Annotated in this window: 13 protein-coding genes; 5 read left to right on the top strand and 8 right to left on the bottom strand. The window is 68.1% G+C overall.

The window, feature by feature from the left end; all coding sequences use genetic code 11:
* Window positions 1-8 precede the first annotated feature (8 nt).
* Genes efeO through CLV49_RS17780 form a run of 3 tightly spaced genes read left to right on the top strand, consistent with a single transcriptional unit; the run spans window position 9 to window position 3,489 of the window.
* Complete coding sequence (efeO, locus tag CLV49_RS17770; protein ID WP_106564728.1) at window positions 9-1,229, top strand: iron uptake system protein EfeO; 1,221 nt, start codon at window positions 9-11, stop codon at window positions 1,227-1,229.
* The gene (efeB, locus tag CLV49_RS17775; RefSeq protein WP_106564729.1) at window positions 1,226-2,548 is read left to right on the top strand and encodes an iron uptake transporter deferrochelatase/peroxidase subunit; all 1,323 of its coding nucleotides are present in this window, start codon (window positions 1,226-1,228) and stop codon (window positions 2,546-2,548) included. The genes efeO and efeB overlap by 4 nt, the downstream gene beginning before the upstream one ends.
* A gap of 56 nt (window positions 2,549-2,604) precedes the next feature.
* Window positions 2,605-3,489, top strand: a complete 885-nt coding sequence (locus CLV49_RS17780) for an aminoglycoside phosphotransferase family protein (protein WP_106564730.1) — start codon at window positions 2,605-2,607, stop codon at window positions 3,487-3,489.
* A gap of 78 nt (window positions 3,490-3,567) precedes the next feature.
* On the opposite strand, the gene typA is transcribed toward CLV49_RS17780, so the two are convergent.
* Together typA and CLV49_RS17790 are read right to left on the bottom strand one after the other, a co-directional pair.
* A complete protein-coding gene (typA, locus tag CLV49_RS17785; RefSeq protein ID WP_106564731.1) occupies window positions 3,568-5,475 on the bottom strand; it encodes a translational GTPase TypA in 1,908 nt (635 codons plus the stop codon).
* Window positions 5,476-5,479: 4 nt separating this feature from the next.
* The gene (locus tag CLV49_RS17790; RefSeq protein WP_106565209.1) at window positions 5,480-7,201 is read right to left on the bottom strand and encodes a dipeptide ABC transporter ATP-binding protein; all 1,722 of its coding nucleotides are present in this window, start codon (window positions 7,199-7,201) and stop codon (window positions 5,480-5,482) included.
* Between the two features lie 31 nt (window positions 7,202-7,232).
* On the opposite strand from CLV49_RS17790, the gene CLV49_RS17795 reads away from it, so the two are divergent.
* On the top strand, window positions 7,233-7,853 hold the full coding sequence (locus tag CLV49_RS17795) for a PH domain-containing protein (RefSeq protein ID WP_106564732.1): 621 nt from the start codon (window positions 7,233-7,235) through the stop codon (window positions 7,851-7,853).
* 45 nt (window positions 7,854-7,898) lie between these two features.
* Here CLV49_RS17795 and CLV49_RS17800 read toward each other — a convergent pair whose 3' ends face one another.
* From CLV49_RS17800 to CLV49_RS17810, 3 genes are all read right to left on the bottom strand, one after another.
* On the bottom strand, window positions 7,899-8,972 hold the full coding sequence (locus CLV49_RS17800; RefSeq protein ID WP_106564733.1) for an ABC transporter permease: 1,074 nt from the start codon (window positions 8,970-8,972) through the stop codon (window positions 7,899-7,901).
* Window position 8,973: 1 nt separating this feature from the next.
* Entirely contained in the window at window positions 8,974-10,506 is a 1,533-nt protein-coding gene (locus tag CLV49_RS17805) for an ABC transporter permease (protein WP_106564734.1), read from the bottom strand.
* Window positions 10,507-10,691: 185 nt separating this feature from the next.
* Window positions 10,692-12,506, bottom strand: coding sequence for an ABC transporter family substrate-binding protein (locus CLV49_RS17810; RefSeq protein WP_243696504.1), 1,815 nt, complete (start codon window positions 12,504-12,506; stop codon window positions 10,692-10,694).
* 306 nt (window positions 12,507-12,812) lie between these two features.
* Between CLV49_RS17810 and CLV49_RS17815 the strand changes: the two genes are divergently transcribed.
* Window positions 12,813-13,571 (top strand): CPBP family intramembrane glutamic endopeptidase, encoded by a 759-nt coding sequence (locus tag CLV49_RS17815; RefSeq protein ID WP_243696503.1) that lies wholly within the window; start codon window positions 12,813-12,815, stop codon window positions 13,569-13,571.
* A 42-nt stretch (window positions 13,572-13,613) separates the two neighbouring features.
* Here the strand turns inward: CLV49_RS17815 and gcvP are convergent, their stop codons facing one another.
* From gcvP to gcvT, 3 genes are read right to left on the bottom strand one after another with little or no spacing between them, the layout of a single operon-like run.
* Complete coding sequence (gene gcvP / locus CLV49_RS17820) at window positions 13,614-16,454, bottom strand: aminomethyl-transferring glycine dehydrogenase (protein ID WP_106564737.1); 2,841 nt, start codon at window positions 16,452-16,454, stop codon at window positions 13,614-13,616.
* Window positions 16,454-16,828: a glycine cleavage system protein GcvH gene (gene gcvH / locus CLV49_RS17825; protein ID WP_106564738.1), complete on the bottom strand. Its 375-nt coding sequence runs from the start codon at window positions 16,826-16,828 to the stop codon at window positions 16,454-16,456. The genes gcvP and gcvH overlap by 1 nt, the downstream gene beginning before the upstream one ends.
* Window positions 16,825-17,934, bottom strand: coding sequence for a glycine cleavage system aminomethyltransferase GcvT (gene gcvT, locus CLV49_RS17830; RefSeq protein WP_243696502.1), 1,110 nt, complete (start codon window positions 17,932-17,934; stop codon window positions 16,825-16,827). The genes gcvH and gcvT overlap by 4 nt, the downstream gene beginning before the upstream one ends.
* Between the last annotated feature and the right edge of the window lie 68 nt (window positions 17,935-18,002).

Below are 18,002 nucleotides of genomic sequence, written 5' to 3' on the forward strand. Positions count from 1 at the left end.
AGCACCCCATGCATGCACGCCTTCTCACCGCGATCGGAGGCGTCGGTCTCCTCGGCGTCACCCTCACCGGTTGCGTCGCGAACACCCCGACCGACGGCGCGTCAGCGCTCACCGTCACGATCGCGGACGACGCCTGCGACGTCTCCGTCGACTCCGCCGCGGCCGGCGCCGTCACCTTCAGCCTCTCGAACGAGGGGTCTGACGTGAACGAGTTCGAGATCCTCGCCGACGACAAGCTGCGGATCGTCGGCGAGAAGGAGAACATCGCGCCGGGACAGACCGTCGACTACGTCGCCGATCTGCCGGCGGGGACCTACTACACGGCCTGCAAGTTCCAGCAGGTCGGGGCACCCGTCGGGCTCGCCGAGTTCACCGTGAGCGGCGAGTCCGCCGCGGTGAGCGAGGACGAGCAGAAGCTCGCGGACGAGGCCGTCACGAACTACATCGCCTACATCCGCTCGCAGGTCGGCGAGCTCATCCCGGCCGTGCAGGAGTTCGCCGACGCCTACGCCGCTGGGGACGACGAGAAGGCGCGCTCCCTGTTCGCCTCCACCCGCGTCTTCTACGAACGCATCGAACCGACGGCCGAGGCGTTCGGCGACCTCGACCCGAAGATCGACTTCCGCGAGGTCGACGCCGTCGCCGACGGGCTCGACTGGACGGGATTCCACCGCATCGAGAAGGACCTGTGGCCCCCGGCGGACGGCGACCTCAACTCCGACGGCACCGACGCGCGCCTCGACTGGACGCCGTCCACTTCCGAGCAGCGGCAGGAGTTCGCCGACGGTCTCGTGGCCGACGTGGGCCAGCTTCACGATCTCGTCACCGCGAAGGACTTCACGGTCTCCCTGAGCGACATCAGCAACGGCGCGATCGCGCTCCTCGACGAGGTCGCGTCCGGAAAGATCTCGGGCGAGGAGGACTGGTGGTCGGGAACGGACCTCACGGACTTCGCGGCGAACGTCCAGGGCGCCGAGGTCGCCTTCGGCAACGTCAAGGAGATCGCCACAGCCCAGGGCGATGACGGTGCGGCCCTCGTCGAGGAGATCGACGAGCGATTCGCCTCCCTCGACGCGCTCCTCGCGACGCACGGCAGCATCGACGACGGCTTCGTGTCGTACGACGAGGTGGACGACGCCGGCCGGAAGGCCCTGTCCGACGAGGTCAACGCACTCGCGGAACCCCTGTCCCAGCTCACGAGCGTCGTCCTGGGAGTGTCAGCGGGATGACCGATCGGCCCGAGCCTCCCGAAGCCGACGACGCGTCGCCCGCAGCGCCCGACGCGGCTCGCGGCGTCTCCCGGCGCGGGCTGCTCGGGCTCGTGTCGGCCGGCGCCGCCGGTCTCGCGGCCGGTGCGGCCGGCGGCGTCGCATTCGGCTCGGCCGTCGGGACCCCATCCGGGGCAACGGGGGCGACCACGACGTACCCGTTCTACGGCCAGCACCAGTCGGGCATCACGACACCGGCGCAGGACCGACTGCACTTCGCCGCTTTCACCGTGTCGTCGACGCTCGATCGCGAGGGTCTGATCGACCTGCTCACGGACTGGTCGGCGGCGGCCGCCCGCCTGACGCAGGGCCTCGACGTGAGCAGCTCCGGCGCCCTCGGCGGGTCGGACATCGCGCCGCCTGACGATACGGGAGAGGCACTCGATCTCCCGGCGAGCGGCCTCACCATCACGTTCGGGTTCGGGCCGACGCTCTTCGAGGATCCCGAAGGCGTCGATCGTTTCGGCATCGCATCGCGTCGTCCTCCGAGGCTCGAGCGACTCCCCCGCTTCGCCGGCGACGCGCTGCGCCCCGAGTGGAGCGACGGCGACCTCTGCATCCAGGCGTGCGCCGACGACCCTCAGGTGGCGGTGCATGCGATCCGCAACCTCAGCAGGATCGCGTTCGGCCGCGCGTCGCTCGCCTGGTCCCAGCTCGGATTCGGCCGGACCTCATCGACCTCGACGGCTCAGAAGACGCCCCGCAATCTGTTCGGCTTCAAGGACGGCACGGCCAATCTCAAGCTGGAGGACCACCAGGGAATCGACGACTGGGTCTGGGCAGGGGGTGACGACATCGACTGGATGGCCGGCGGGACATACCTCGTGACCCGCAAGATCCGCATGGTCATCGAGGTGTGGGACCGCCAGCAACGTCTGGAGCAGGAGCGGGTGATCGGACGCTCCAAGGGCGAGGGCGCCCCGCTCTCGGGAGGCACCGAGTTCACCGAACCCGACTTCGAAGCGACGGGCGCCGCCGACGAACCACTCATCGACGCCGCGGCCCATGTGAGGCTCGCGCACCCGAGCAACCTCGGCGGCGTGCAGCTCCTCCGCCGCGGATACAACTACGTGGACGGCAACGACTCCCTCGGAACTCTCGACGCCGGACTGTTCTTCATCAGCTTCCAGCGATCGATCTCGCAGTTCACGACGGTCCAGTCGGCCCTCGCGGGTGACGCTCTCGGCGAATACCTGAAACACGTCGGCTCCGCGGTGTTCGCCGTTCCTCCCGGAGCACGGGAGAATGGCTACGTCGGGCAGACCCTGTTCGCGTCCTGACAACCGCACGTCGTCCGTCGCAGCCCGCAGCGGACGCGTTCCTGATCGGAGACACGATGGCGATGACGCCGGCGGCCGAGGTCGACATCGACGAGTCGCTTGTCGAGTCGCTCCTCTCCGATCAGCACCCCGACCTCCTGGGCGGCCACGTCCGCCTCCTGTCCAACGGGTGGGACAACGCGCTGTTCCGGCTGGGAGACGACCTCGTGGTCCGTCTCCCCCGGCGTCAGGCCGCCGCCCAGCTCGTCGAGCACGAGGCGCAGTGGCTCCCGATCGTGAGCGGCCTCCTGCCGGTCGCGACGCCTGTCCCCATCCGTACAGGCGCCCCGTCGTGGCGCTACCCCTGGGCGTGGACGGTGACCCCGTGGATCGAGGGACGGAGCGCGCTCGGCCTCTCCCCCGACGAACGCGGCCCTCTCGCGCGTCCCCTCGCGGAGGCTCTGGCCGCCCTCCACGTCACGGCCCCTACCGGCGCCCCGCACAATCCGGTGCGCGCCGTCGATCTCCGGTCGCGAGACGCAGCCGTCCGCGGTCGGCTCACGTCCTCGGCGTCCCCGGCGTCTCCCGCCCTCGAGTCGCTGTGGTCGGAGCTCGTCGACGCCCGAGCGTGGTCCCACGAGCCCGTCTGGGTCCACGGTGATCCGCATCCCGGGAACGTGCTGGTGCGCGACGGACGACTCGTCGCCCTCATCGATTTCGGGGACATCAGCGCGGGCGATCCCGCGACCGACCTCGCAGCCGGATGGCTGTTCTTCGAGCGGGACGCGCGGGACGAGTTCCGCTCGGCGGCCGACGCGATCGGACACTACGACGCAGCCGACTGGGTCAGAGCGCGTGCCTGGGCTCTCGTGCTGGGATCTGCGCTCGACGCCCATTCCGATGACGACACGGCGATGGCGGCGCTCGCCGCCCATACGCTCACGCAGGTCGCGCTCGGCTGACGTGCCACAACGACACGATCCCCCCTGGAGTCCAGAGGGGATCGTGTCGTGGGGCCGGCCGACTCCGGCCGACCGGCGTTACTCGGACTGCTTCTTCAGACGCGACGTCAGGCGTGCGCGCGCGTTCTGGTCGAGCTCGACCTTGCGGATGCGCACCATCTCGGGCGTGACCTCGACGCACTCGTCCTCCCGGGCGAACTCGAGGCTCTCCTCGAGAGTGAGCTGGCGCGACGGCGTCATCGACTCGAACGTGTCGGAGGTGGACTGACGCATGTTCGTCAGCTTCTTCTCCTTGGTGATGTTCACGTCCATGTCGTCGGCGCGCGAGTTCTCACCGATGACCATGCCCTCGTAGACCTCCTCCGTGGGGTTCACGAAGAAGGACATGCGCTCCTGGAGCGCGATGATCGCGAACGGCGTGACCACACCAGAGCGGTCGGCGACGATCGAGCCGTTCTGACGCGTGACGATGGTGCCGGCCCACTCGCCGTACCCGTGCGAGATCGCGTTGGCGATGCCGGTTCCGCGCGTGATCGTGAGGAACTCGGTGCGGAAGCCGATGAGACCGCGCGACGGCACGATGAACTCCATGCGGACCCAGCCGGTGCCGTGGTTCGACATGTTGTCCATGCGGCCCTTGCGGGCGGCGAGGAGCTGCGTGATCGCACCGAGGTGCTCCTCGGGAGCATCGATCGTGAGGTGCTCGTACGGCTCGTGGACCTTGCCGTCGATCCGCTTCGTGACCACCTGGGGCTTGCCGACGGTGAGCTCGTAACCTTCACGGCGCATCTGCTCGACGAGGATGGCGAGAGCGAGCTCTCCGCGACCCTGGACCTCCCACGCGTCCGGGCGCCCGATGTCGAGGACCTTGAGCGAGACGTTGCCGATGAGCTCGCGGTCGAGACGGTCCTTGACCATGCGAGCCGTGAGCTTGTGGCCCTTGACCTTGCCGACGAGCGGCGAGGTGTTGGTGCCGATCGTCATCGAGATCGCCGGGTCGTCGACCGTGATCCCGGGAAGCGGGCGCACGTCGTCCGGGTCGGCGAGGGTGTCGCCGATCATGATGTCGGCGAAACCGGCGACCGCCACGATGTCGCCAGGACCCGCGCTCTCGGCCGGGTAGCGGTCGAGTGCCTTCGTGATCATGAGCTCGGTGATGCGCACGTTGTGCACGTCGCCGTCGTGACGGACCCAGGCGACGGTCTGACCCTTCCTGAGCGTGCCGTTGAAGACGCGCAGGAGGGCGAGACGACCGAGGAACGGCGACGAGTCGAGGTTCGTGACGTGCGCCTGCAGGGGGTGCTCGTCGTCGTAGGTCGGTGCCGGGATGTGCTTCAGGATCGCGTCGAAGAGCGGTTCGAGATCCTCGCTGTCCGGCAGCGTGCCGTTCTCCGGCTTGTTCTCCGAGGCGCGGCCGGCCTTGCCCGACGCGTAGACGACGGGCACGTCGAGGACGGCGTCGAGGTCGAGGTCGGGGACGTCGTCGGCGAGGTCGGACGCGAGACCGATGAGGAGGTCCTGGCTCTCGCTCACGACCTCGTCGATGCGCGCGTCCGGACGGTCCGTCTTGTTGACGAGCAGGATGACGGGGAGCTTGGCCTCGAGCGCCTTGCGCAGCACGAAGCGCGTCTGGGGCAGCGGGCCCTCGCTCGCGTCGACGAGGAGGCACACGCCGTCGACCATGGACAGACCGCGCTCGACCTCTCCACCGAAGTCGGCGTGGCCGGGCGTGTCGATCACGTTGATCGTGACGGGACCGTCCGTCGCGTGGACACCGTTGTATGAGATCGCCGTGTTCTTGGCGAGGATCGTGATGCCCTTCTCACGCTCGAGCTCGTTCGAGTCCATGGCGCGATCCTCGAGGTGCGCGTGCGCCTCGAAGGAGTTGGTCTGACGGAGCATGGCGTCGACGAGAGTCGTCTTGCCGTGGTCGACGTGTGCGACGATCGCCACGTTCCGTAGGTCATTACGTGTGGCGATCGCCATAGTGCTATCCCTGGTCCTTCTGCTTGGCTTGGTGTCGCGCCTCGCGCCGAGCACGCTGCTCGGCCGGATCAGGCACAGGAACGGCACTGATGAGGCGCTGGGTGTAAGGGTCTTCGGGCGCGCGGAGGATCTGATCCCCCGTGCCCTGCTCCACGAGTTTACCCTGCCGCATCACCGCGATGCGGTGAGAGAGCCGATCCACCACCGCGAGGTCGTGGCTGATGAAGAGGCACGCGAACTGCAACTGGTGCTGCAGCTCCTGCAGCAGGTCGAGGAAACGGGCCTGCACGGAGACGTCGAGCGCGCTCGTCGGCTCGTCGGCGACGAGCAGTTCCGGGTGCAGGGCGAGGGCTCGAGCGATGCCGACGCGCTGCTTCTGTCCACCCGAGAGCTCGTGCGGGAACCGGTTGCGGTAGCTCGTCGGGAGCTCGACCTGCTCGAGCAGCGTCTGGACGCGCTTGTCGAGGTCGGCGCCCTTGGCCTCGCCCGCGAGGAAGATCGGCTCCCCGATCGACTCGCCGATGGGCATACGCGGGTTGAGCGACGACGCCGGGTCCTGGAACACGATGCCGGCCTTGCGACGCAGCGGCTTCAGGTCCTTCATCGACGCGTTCGAGAGGTCGACGCCGCACGAGACGAGGGTGCCCGACACGATCGGGAGGAGGCCGACGGCCGCGCGCCCGAGGGTCGTCTTGCCGGAGCCCGACTCCCCCACGAGCCCGACGATCTCGCCGGGGTAGACGTCGAGGTCGATCCCGTCCGCCGCACGGAAGGCGGGGATGCGCCCGCGCTTCGGGTACTCGATCGCCACGTCGGAGAATGACAGCACGGGCTCGCGCTTGCCCTCGAGTGCCTCCTCGAGTCGCTCGGTGACCTCGACGTCGCCGCGGCCCAGGTGAGGGACAGCTGCGAGGAGCTGCTGCGTGTACGGGTGCTGCGGCGACGTGAAGATCTCGGAGACCGTCCCGCCTTCCACGACGACGCCGTTCTTCATCACGAGCACGCGGTCCGCGAGGTCCGCGACGACGCCCATGTCGTGCGTGATGAGGATGATGGCGGAGTCGAGTCGCTCGCGCAGGTCGCGCATGAGGTCGAGGATCTCGGCCTGCACCGTCACGTCGAGAGCCGTCGTCGGCTCATCGGCGACGAGGAGGAGCGGGTCGCACGAGATCGACTGCGCGATCATGGCGCGCTGGCGCTGGCCACCCGAGAGCTGGTGGGGGAACTTATCGTATGACTGCTCCGGGTTCGGCATCTCCACCATGGTGAGGAGCTCGATGGCCCGCGTCTTCGCCTCGGCCGGCGACAGGTCGAAGTGCGACCGCAGCGCCTCGCTGATCTGGAAGCCCACCGTGTAGACCGGGTTCAGGGCCGTCATGGGCTCCTGGAAGATCGTGGCGATCTGGTTTCCGCGGATCTTGCGGAGCTCGTAGTCGGGTACGCCGTTGAGCTCGCGTTCGAGCAGCTTGATCGAGCCGGTGACGCGGGCGTTCTGCGGCAGCAGACCGAGGAGCGCCATGGTGCTCGTGCTCTTTCCGGAACCGGACTCGCCGACGATGGCGAGCACCTCGCCGCGCCGCACGACGTAGTTCATGTCGATGGCGGCCGGGTACAGCTCGCCCTCGACCCAGAAGTCGACGTTGAGACCCTCGACGGCGAGGACCGTCTCGGGGGTGGCCGCCGGCTCGCCCTGAGGCGTGCCGTCGAGGAGTGCTGAGTTAGACATCGCGTCGATTCCCATCTGCAAAGCTGGAGTCATGTCGAGTTTGCCGAGTCAAGAGGTCCGTTTCCGCCCGCTGTTCGGTCGGATCCTGACCATGGTCGTGGCGGCCGTGTGCGCCGCCGGTCTGGTGGGTGTGCTGCTCACGGGCGACCTCGTGACGATCGCGCGGACGCTGCCGGCGACCCTTCTGCTGGCCGTCGCGTGCTGGGCGCTCTTCTGGCGACCCGGCATGAGCGTTCGCCCCGAGGGCGTCGAGGTCGTGAACATCGTCCGCACCTGGTCGATCGCGTGGCCCGCTATCGAGAGCCTCGACACGCGCTACGCGCTCACGATCCGCGCGGGCGGACGCCGCATCTCCGTGTGGGCCGCTCCGGCGCCCGGCGTCCGCGGCGCCACCGCGCTGCACCGGAACGACGTATCGAACCTGCGCGAGAGCGCCTACGCCGGCGAGGCCGTGAGGCCGGGCGATGCGGTGAACACGCCCTCCGGCCAGGCCGCCGAGATCGTGCGAACGCACTGGGAGTCCCTCAGAGACGCCGGTCACCTGGACTCCGGCACGGTCGAACCGGGCTCGGTCCGAGCGACGTGGCACGTCGCGACGATCGTCCTGATCTCGGCGCTGCTCGTCGCGACCGTCCTCGGAGCGCTCCTCTGACGAGAGGCGCCACGAGGCTCGCGACGTGAACGTGGTGACGGACATCTAGTTCGTCGCAGGCTTCACGCGAGACGACGACGCCTTCTTGGCGGCCGCCCGGGCGAGCGCCTTCGGCGACGGCATCTTCTTCTGGCGCGGGTCGAACGCGTCGCGCAGACCGTCGCCGATGAAGTTGACGCACAGCGCGATGATGATGATGAAGAGACCGGGCCACCAGAAGAGCCACGGGCGCGTCGCGAAGGCCGCCTGATTCTCGGAGATGATGAGACCGAGCGACGTGTCGGGGAAGCGCACGCCGTAGCCGAGGAAGCTCAGCGCCGTCTCGGCCAGGATCGCACTCGCCATGAGCAGCGTCGCCGCCACGATGATCACGCCGACCGAGTTCGGCAGGATGTGCTTGAAGATGATCCGGCGGTCGCTCGCGCCCGAGACACGGGCGGCGTCCACGAATTCCCGTTCACGCAGCGAGAGGAACTCGCCGCGCACGAGCCGCGCGAGTCCCGTCCAGGAGAACAGACCGAGGAAGATGCCGAGCAGAGCGGCGCCGAGGCCACCCACCGCGCGGCCCACGACCGCACCGACCACGATGTACGGGATCGTGATGATGACGTCGGTGAAGCGCATGAGGGCCGTGTCGACCCAGCCGCGGTAATAGCCGGCGAGGGCCCCGAAGAGCACACCGATGAGGGTCCCGACGAACCCGACGATCACCATGATCATGAGCGACTGCTGCGCCCCGCGCATGACGACAGCGAAGATGTCGTGACCGACCTGGTCCTGGCCGAAGGGGTGCAGTCCGATGCCGAATCCCGGACCGGGGACGAGGTTCAGGGTCGGGCGACCGTTGTCGACGAGGTCGGGCGTCTGCGTCCAGTTCCACTGCCACCACCCGGGGATGCGGATACCGGGAAGAGAGATCCCCACCGAGGTAAACGCGAGGAGCACGACGAACGCGAGCACGATCATCGAGACGACGGCCGCGCGGTGGCGGAAGAAACGCTTCCGGACGATCTGACCCTGGCTGAGCCCCTGCGTCTCGCGCTGCTCGATCGAGGTCTCGTCGGGGACGACTCCGGGCGTGTGCCCGGGTCCGGGCTGTTCGAGGTTGATTTCACTCATGTCAGGACACCCTGATTCTCGGGTCGAGGGCCGCGTACAACAGATCGGCCACGAGGTTGAAGACGACGGCGAGGAGGCCGGTCACGACGAAGAACGCCATGACGGGACCGGGGTCCTGGCTGTTCAGGCCCTTCTGGAAGAGCTGACCCATCCCCGACCATCCGAAGACGTACTCGGTGATGACCGCACCGCCGATGAGCGCGCCGATGTCGAGAGCGATGATCGTCGTGATGGGGATCATCGCGTTGCGCAGCGCGTGGCGCACCACGACGGTGCGCTGCGTCAGACCCTTCGACCGCGCAGTCCGGATGTAGTCCTGGTTCATGACCTCGAGCATGCTCGCACGGGTGTACCGCGTGAGGCTCGCGAAGGAGATCAGGATGATCGCGATCGTGGGCAGCAGGAGGTGCGTGAACGTGTCGATGCCCTGGATCCAGAAGTTGCCGCCGAGGTTCGGGGTCTGCGATCCGACGGTCGCGATCGGTCGGCCGCCCACACGCGAGGAGCCGACGTACGAGCTCCACCACAGCAGGTAGCAGTCGAGGGCGATGACGCCGCCGACGACGAACGCGACGATGGCGGACGTCCGAGCCGACGCACCGCGGTCCTTCCCGCCGAGGACGAAGCCGATGACGGCACCGACCAGAACCGTGAGGACCGCGAGCCCGATGAAGAGCGGGAGCGTCATGTAGGCGTATAGGAAGTAGTACACGGGGAAGTAGAGCACCACACCGAGGGCAGCCGTCACGAGGGCCGCGATGAGCGCCTTCCGGTTCTTGAGTCCGACCGAGATCGCCGTGACCCCGAACGCCGCCGCTGCGGCGGTGAGGATGACGCCGACGGGACCGATGGACGGGGTGGAGAACCAGTCGACCGCGTTGAAGTAGACGAGCAGGGCCGCCGTGGCGACCGCACCCACCGCGAACGAGGTCCAGCGACGCTTCAGGCTGCCGCCGACCACCGAGAACCAGAAGAAGCCCGACAACACTGTCAAGCCGACGATCACGGGGATGCCGATGGAGGGATCACTCAGCCAGTCGTTGAATCCGATGGCCACGAACTGCTTGAGCAGCACGGCGACCCAGAAGATCGGGAGCGAGAAGAAGAGGAACGAGAAGAAGGTGACCACGTAGTCGTATCCGCTGTACTGGCGGAGAGCGGTCGTGATGCCGACGATGATGCCGAGGATGATCGCGAGGATCTGGGCGACGGTGACGAGCTGGATCGTCGAGCCGATGGCCTGCGAGAGGAGCGTCGTGATCGGAAGGCCCTGGATGCTCGTTCCGAAGTCGCACTGGCCGATGAAGCACTTGCCGACACCCGCGAGCCACAGGAAGTAGCGGAAGAAGACGGGGACGTCGAGGTCGAGGAGGTTCGATCGAGCCTCCATGAGCTGCGCCTTGTTCGGCGCGTTGCCCTCACGCAGATCCTTGAGGGGATCCACCGCAGCCCACGTGAGCATGTACATCACGAACGTGGCTGCGAGGAGGACGAAGAAGGCGGCGATCAGTCGCCTGGTGATGAATGAAGCCATGGGGATGGCTACCTGCCAATCTCGAGGGGGCCGCCCGTCGGCGTTCCGGCACACGGGTCGCGTGTGGTTCGGAGCCAAACTACCGCAGGATCGTGCGGGTGGCGGCGGTCATGGATCGGGGCGCTGGGTCCGTGTGGACCCAGCGCCCCGACTGAGGGGTTACCTACTCAGCCAGACGAGACGTCTCAGCTGGCGGGAACCTCCCACTCCGTGATGTTCCAGAAGATGGTCGGAGCGAGGATCGACGGGTCGATCCCGGTCACTGCCGACTCGTTGTAGGCCGTGACGGCCGGGAACTGGAAGATCGTGGCACCGTAGTAGTTGTCCCAGATGATCTTGTCGAGCTCCTGCTGGAGCGCGATCTGTGCGTCAGCGTCGAACTCTCCACCGAGCTCGGCGATGACCGCGTCGGCCTCGGGGCTCGAGAAGAAGTTCAGGTTGTTGATCGCACCGGTCTGGAACGTCGGGCCCGACGAGGTGACGCCGAGGCTCGTGGACTGCCATCCGAAGAGCGAGGCGTCGTAGGCGCCCGGCGTGCCGAGCAGTCCACCCCAGTCCTCGCTGCCGCAGTCGGTCACGTTGAAGCCGGCCTCAGCAGCCTGCGACTGGATGAGCTGGAACTCGTTGACGCGACGCGGGTTGTTCGATGCGTAGAGGATGCAGACCTCGGGGTTGGTGACCCCGGCCTCGGCGAGGAGCGCCTTGGCGCCCTCGACGTCGACATCGGCGTACGCGTCCGAGCCGTTGCCGGCGATGGAGTCGTCGTAGCCCTCGGCACCCGGGACGAAGATCTGCGAGTCACGCGTGGTCGCGTCGTCGCCGACGATCGGCTTGATGAGCTTGTCGATGATCTCCTGGCGCGGGATCACCTTCATGAAGGCCTCACGCACCTTGGGGTCGTCGAAGTGACCGCTCTTCGAGTTCTCGAACTGGAGGTCGAGGTGCTCGTAGGTTCCCTCGGAGCCCGTGAGGACGGTCGCGCTGTCGATGGCGTCGAGCGCCTCGACGACGTCGGTCGTGGCCTGCGGGGAGATCACGTCGACCTCGCCGTTCTCGAGCGCCGACACCGCGGCGTTCGGGTCCGGGATGAAGCGGACGGTGACCTCGGCGATGTTCGGCTGACGGTCGCCCGTGTACTCCTCGTTCGCCGTGAGGGTGATGAACTGGTCGGCCTGGAAGTCGCTGATCACGTACGGGCCGCTCGAGAGGTAGAGCTCCTCGTCGGACGGGAGCTCCGTGAAGTTGAAGCCCGTGTTCCAGAAGTTGGAGATCGAGGCGAGCGACGCCGCGTCGTTGTCCTGGATCGCCGTGACGAGAGCGTCCTCGGCCTCGGCGTTGTCGTCGATGCCGAGAGCGTTCTTCGCGACGACGTGCGCCGGAAGCATCGGCGGGAGGTCGAGCTCCCAGTCGACCCACGGGGTCGTGTAGGTGAGCGTCATCGACTTGCCGTCTTCGCTGATCTCGGGCACGTCCTGCACGAGGCCGAGACCCGTGTCGGGCTGCGCGCCGGAGTCGAAGTAGACGATGTCCGTCGGGAAGTCGTCCGTGAACTCACCCGTGTCAGGGTCCGTGAACTCGCTCGGGTCGAAGTCCGGCGTGTCGAGGGCACGCGAGTTGGCCGCCCAGCCGAGCAGGAGGTCTCCGGCGTCGATGGCGGTGCCGTCGGACCACACGGCGTCGTCCGCGACCGTGTACTTGACGACCATCGGGTCCTCCGAGACGAGCTCGTAGGTGCCGAAGGAGGTGTCCTTCTGCAGTTCCGGCGTGTTGTCGTAGTACTTGAAGTCGGACAACGTCATCGAGGTGATGTTGTTGTTGGCGGTGGCGTTACCGAACGACGTGCTCCCGTTGTACGAGTAGAACGCCTGGTTCCACGCAACGTTAACCGACGTGCCCTCATCGAGTCCGGAGTCCTGGGCCGCGGGGGCCGAGCAACCGGACAGGACGAGAACACCGGTACCGACCGCGGCAGCGACTGCCCCGAATCGAGTGATCTTCACTGTTCCTCCTGTGCAAAGGTGTGCGAGCGTCAGCGCACGCCTGTAGGCGCCGCTGCCGCTCTGGATACCAATGACCCTAGGCACCTCCTCCCCCATGGGCCAAACCGAGGGGGGATAACGTTACAAAGCGGTAATCAGGTTTCACGATCGTTGCAGGTTTCGTAGCGAACGCTGCGTCTGGCGCACGATTCGCGCACTAATCACGCGTGGCGCTGCAAAGTGTGCAATCCGGCGGTCGAATCGAGCATTCGAAACACCCGCGACATGCCGCGCATCGTATGCGCATACGTGGGCGAGAATGGCGGGATGAGTCGCGCGCGCATCCGGTGGGAGATCGTCATCGTCCTCGGCCTCTCGCTCGGGGCCTCCGCCGTGTACTCCGTCGTCTCGATCCTCGCGGCCGTCACGAGGCCCGTGGCCATCGCCGACCAGTCCACGTCCGTGAACCCGCAGTTGAGCGAACGGGAATGGCTCGACTTCGTCTATCAGTTCCTGTCGCACTTCTTCGACCTGGTGCCCGTCGCCCTCGCGATCTACCTGCTGTGGTTGCCGACGCAGACCGGGTTCCGGCGAATCGGGCTCACGTTCGAGCAACCGCGGACGGACGCACTGCGTGGTCTGGGCCTGTTCCTCGCCATCGGCATCCCGGGGATCGCCTTCTTCGTGGTGTGCCGGCTCCTCGGCATCAACCTCGCCGTCGAGGCGTCGTCCCTCGACGGCTACTGGTGGACCATCCCGATGCTCGTCTTCTCGGCCCTGCGAGCGGCGCTGAGCGAGGAGGTCATCGTCGTCGGCTACCTCTTCACACGACTGAAGCAGCTCGGCTGGTCACCGTGGTGGATCATCGGGGCCGCCGCGCTCCTCCGGGGGACCTACCACCTCTACCAGGGCTTCGGACCGTTCATCGGAAACGCGGTCATGGGCGTCGTGTTCGGGTGGTGCTACCTGCGCTGGGGCCGCGTCATGCCCCTCGTCGTGGCACACCTGCTCCTCGACGTCGCGTCGTTCGTCGGCTATCCGCTGGCGGTGGCGCTGTGGCCTGCCGTGTTCACCACCGGCGGTTGAGCGTCGCGGCGGGGCGTCGGCCCCGCCGCGACTGCCGCGCTCCTAGGCGAACGCCTCCGGCGGCGGGCACGAGCACACGAGGTTGCGGTCACCGAACGCCTGGTCGATCCGGCGCACCGGGGGCCAGTACTTCGTGCGCACGAGACTCTTCACCGGGTAGACGGCGCTCTGGCGGGAGTAGGCGTGCTCCCACCCGTCGTCCACGACGCTCTCCGCCGTGTGCGGCGCGTTCACGAGCGGGTTGTCGCCGGCCGGCCACTCCCCTGCCCCGACCGCGTCGGCCTCTGCCTTGATGGCGATCATCGCGTCGATGAAGCGGTCGATCTCGGCGAGGTCCTCGCTCTCCGTCGGCTCGACCATGAGCGTGCCCGCGACGGGGAACGACATCGTCGGGGCGTGGAACCCGTAGTCGATGAGGCGCTTCGCCACGTCGTCCACGGTCGCCCCGGTCGCCTCGCGCAGCGGCCGGAGGTCGAGGATGCACTCGTGGGCGACCAGACCGGCGTCACCCGTGTAGAGGACCGGGAAGTGATCCCGCAGTCGGACCGCGACGTAGTTCGCGGCGAGGACCGCGGCCGCGGTGGCCGCCTTGAGTCCCTCCGAGCCCATCATGCGGACGTACGCCCACGAGATGGGGAGGATGCTCGCGCTGCCGTACGGCGCCGCGGAGACGGGAATGCCGCCGTGCACGACTCCGTCGTGCTCCTGACGCTGCGAGAGCGGATGACCCGGCAGGAACGGCGCGAGGTGCGCCTTCGCCGCGACCGGACCGACGCCCGGTCCGCCGCCGCCGTGCGGGATGCAGAACGTCTTGTGCAGGTTGAGGTGCGAGACGTCGCCGCCGAAGTCGCCGAAGCGCGCGAAACCGAGGAGGGCGTTGAGGTTGGCTCCGTCGACGTAGACCTGGCCTCCGGCGGCGTGCACGGCGTCCGTGATCGCCGTGACCTCGTGCTCGTAGACACCGTGGGTCGACGGGTACGTGATCATGAGCGCCGCGAGGGACTCGGCGTGCGTCTCGATCTTGGTGTGCAGGTCGTCGAGGTCGACGTTCCCGTGCTCGTCACAGGCCACGACGACGACCTTCATGCCGGCGAGCACCGCGGACGCCGCGTTCGTGCCGTGTGCACTCTGCGGGATCAGGCACACGGTGCGCTCGTCGTCGCCGCGTGAACGGTGGTACCCGCGGATCGCGAGGAGACCGGCGAGCTCCCCCTGGCTGCCCGCGTTGGGCTGCAGCGAGACCGAGTCGTAGCCCGTCACTTCGGCGAGCCAGCGCTCGAGCTGGTCGACGAGTTCGAGCGAACCCTCCACGTCGGCCTCCGGGGCGAACGGGTGGAGCGCAGCGAACTCGGGCCACGTGACCGCTTCCATCTCGGTCGCGGCGTTGAGCTTCATCGTGCACGAACCGAGCGGGATCATGCCGCGATCGAGCGCGTAGTCCCGGTCGGCGAGCTGCTTGAGGTAGCGCATCATCGCCGTCTCGGAACGGTGCGTGTTGAAGACCTCGTGGGTCAGGTACTCGCTCGTCCTGACGAGGTCCGACGGCAGACGGGAGCCCGGCGCGCCCGTCGTGGCTGAACCGCCGAGGAGCGAGGAGACGAGGTCGAGGTCCGCCTGCTCGGTCGTCTCGTCGACCGCGATGTGCACGGTGTCCTCGTCGACCAGCCAGAGGAGCAGGCCGCGTTCGTGTGCGGCGGCCACGACCTCCGCGGCCCGTCCGGGCACGACGGCACGGATCGTGTCGAAGAACGACGTCTCGGCGAGCTCGACGCCGGCGGCCTCGAGCGCATCCGCGAGAGAGGCCGCATGATCCGCGACCTCCTGCGCGATGCGCCTGATGCCCTCTGGGCCGTGGTAGACCGCATACATCGAGGCCATGACCGCGAGGAGCACTTGCGCCGTGCAGATGTTGGACGTGGCCTTCTCCCGGCGGATGTGCTGCTCACGGGTCTGCAGCGTCAGGCGATACGCGGGATGACCCGCGGCGTCCTGGCTGACGCCCACGAGGCGGCCGGGCATCTGGCGCTCGAGCCCTGAACGCACCGCGAGGTAGCCGGCGTGCGGTCCGCCGAAGCCGAGCGGGACACCGAAACGCTGCGTGGTGCCGACCGCGATGTCCGCGCCGAGCTCCCCCGGCGATCGCACGAGCGCGAGGGCGAGGAGATCCGCGGCGACGACCGCGAGCCCTCCGCCCGACTGGACGGCGGCGACGACCTCGCTCGGGTCCCAGACGCGTCCGGATGCGCCCGGGTACTGGACGAAGACGCCGAACGCCTCGGGCAGTTTCTGCTCAGCGCGGAAGTCCACCTCGACGATCTCGATGCCCACGGGCTCGGCGCGGCCGAGCAGGAGCGCTTTCGTCTGCGGCAGGGCGTCGGAGTCCATGAGGAACACGTTCGTCTTGGCCTTCGACGCACGGCGCGCGAGGAGCATGCCCTCGACGACGGCCGTCCCCTCGTCGAGCATCGACGCGTTCGCGGTGTGGAGACCGGTGAGGTCCGTGACCATCGTCTGGAAGTTGATGAGCGCCTCGAGGCGCCCCTGCGAGATCTCGGGCTGGTAGGGGGTGTAGGCCGTGTACCACGACGGGTTCTCGAGGACGTTGCGCGTGATGACCGACGGCGTGACCGTCCCGGAGTATCCGAGGCCGATGAGCGAGCGGTTGACGGAGTTGCGCGCCGCGAGTCCGCGGAGCTCCGCGAGCGCGCCGCGCTCGTCGACCGCCGCAGGGATGACCGAGTGTCCGATCTCGAGCTGACGGATGGTGCCGGGGACGGCCGCGTCCATGAGCGCGTCGACGCTCTCGTAGCCGACGGCGTCGAGCATCGCCCGCTGGGTCACCGGGGTCGTGCCGATGTGTCGGTCGGAGAAGAGCTCCGCCATCACTCGCCGACCAGCGCGGTGTAGTCGTCGCGACCCAGGAGGCCGTCGGGAAGCGCGCTGAAGCGCACCTTCACGAGCCAGCCGTCACCGAACGGGTCGCTGTTGACGAGCGACGGGTCGTCGACGACGGCCTGGTTCGCCTCGACGACCTCGCCGTCGACGGGGGCGTAGAGCTCCCCGACCGACTTCGTCGACTCGATCTCGCCGACGACCGTGCCGCCGGTGACCTCTCCACCCACCTCGGGCAGCTCGACGAAGACGACGTCTCCCAGCTTGTCGGCGGCGAAGTCCGTGATCCCGACCGTCGCGATGTCGCCGTCCACGGCGATCCACTCGTGCTCGGCGGTGTACTGGAGGGCGTTCAGGTCGGTCATGCTGTGGCTTCTTTCTTCCGGGAGTAGAACGGGAGGGGTGTCACGGTGGCGGGGATGCGCGACCCGCGCACGTCGATGGCGAGGGTCGTTCCGATCGCGGCGGATGCCGGGTCGACGTAGGCGAGGGCGATCGGGTGGCCGAGGGTCGGCGAGAGCGCGCCGCTCGTGATCTCGCCGACCGCTACGCCGCTCTCGTCGAGCACGGCGTAGCCGGCGCGACCGGCGCGACGGCCCTCGGCCGCGAGGCCGACGAGAAGGCGTGCGCCGTCCACCGGTCCGGCCTCGACCGCCGCGCGTCCGCGGAAGTCGCCGTCCTTCGCGAGGGCGACGACACGACCGAGTCCGGCCTGGACGGGCAGGGCGTCCTCGCCGAGCTCGTGACCGTAGAGCGGCATACCCGCCTCGAGGCGGAGCGTGTCACGACACGCGAGCCCGGCCGGCACGAGACCGAGCGGCGCACCCGCCACCGTGATCGCCGACCAGAGGGCCGCGGCATCGCGCACGTCGACGTACAACTCGAAGCCGTCCTCGCCCGTGTAGCCGGTCCGACCGATGAAGACGTCACGCTCGGCGAAGGTCGCGGCCGTCGCCCGGTAGTAACGGACGTCCGCAAGAGTGGCCTGACCGTCGACGATCTCGAGACCGGGCGTCCGTTCGACGATCGCCTGGGCGTTCGGACCCTGGACGGCGATGAGCGCGATGCCGTCGCTGACGTCGTCGACCGCGACGTCGAAGCCCGGTGCCGCGTCAATGAGAGTCTGAGCGACGACAGCGCGGTTCGATGCGTTCGCGACGACGAGGTATTCGTCGTCGCCGTTGCGGTAGACGATGAGGTCGTCGACGATGCCGCCGCGGTCGTTGAGGAGGAGCGTGTACTTCGCCTGCATGAGCTGGAGGACGGACAGCCGTCCGGCGAGCGTCGCGTCGAGAAAGGCGCCGGCCTCAGGCCCGCGGACGGAGATCTCGCCCATGTGGGAGATGTCGAAGATCCCGGCAGCCGTGCGCACGGCGTGATGCTCGGCGAGGTCGCTCGAATATTTGACGGGCATGGCCCATCCGGCGAAGTCGGTGAAAGCGGCGCCGAGGGCGACGTGGATGTCGTTCAACGGGCTGAGTCGGGGTGGTTGGGCAGAATCGGGGGTGACTGACACGAGTTCTCCTGGATCGATCGCCG

Source organism: Labedella gwakjiensis, assembly GCF_003014675.1.
In the GTDB taxonomy this organism is placed as follows: domain Bacteria; phylum Actinomycetota; class Actinomycetes; order Actinomycetales; family Microbacteriaceae; genus Labedella; species Labedella gwakjiensis.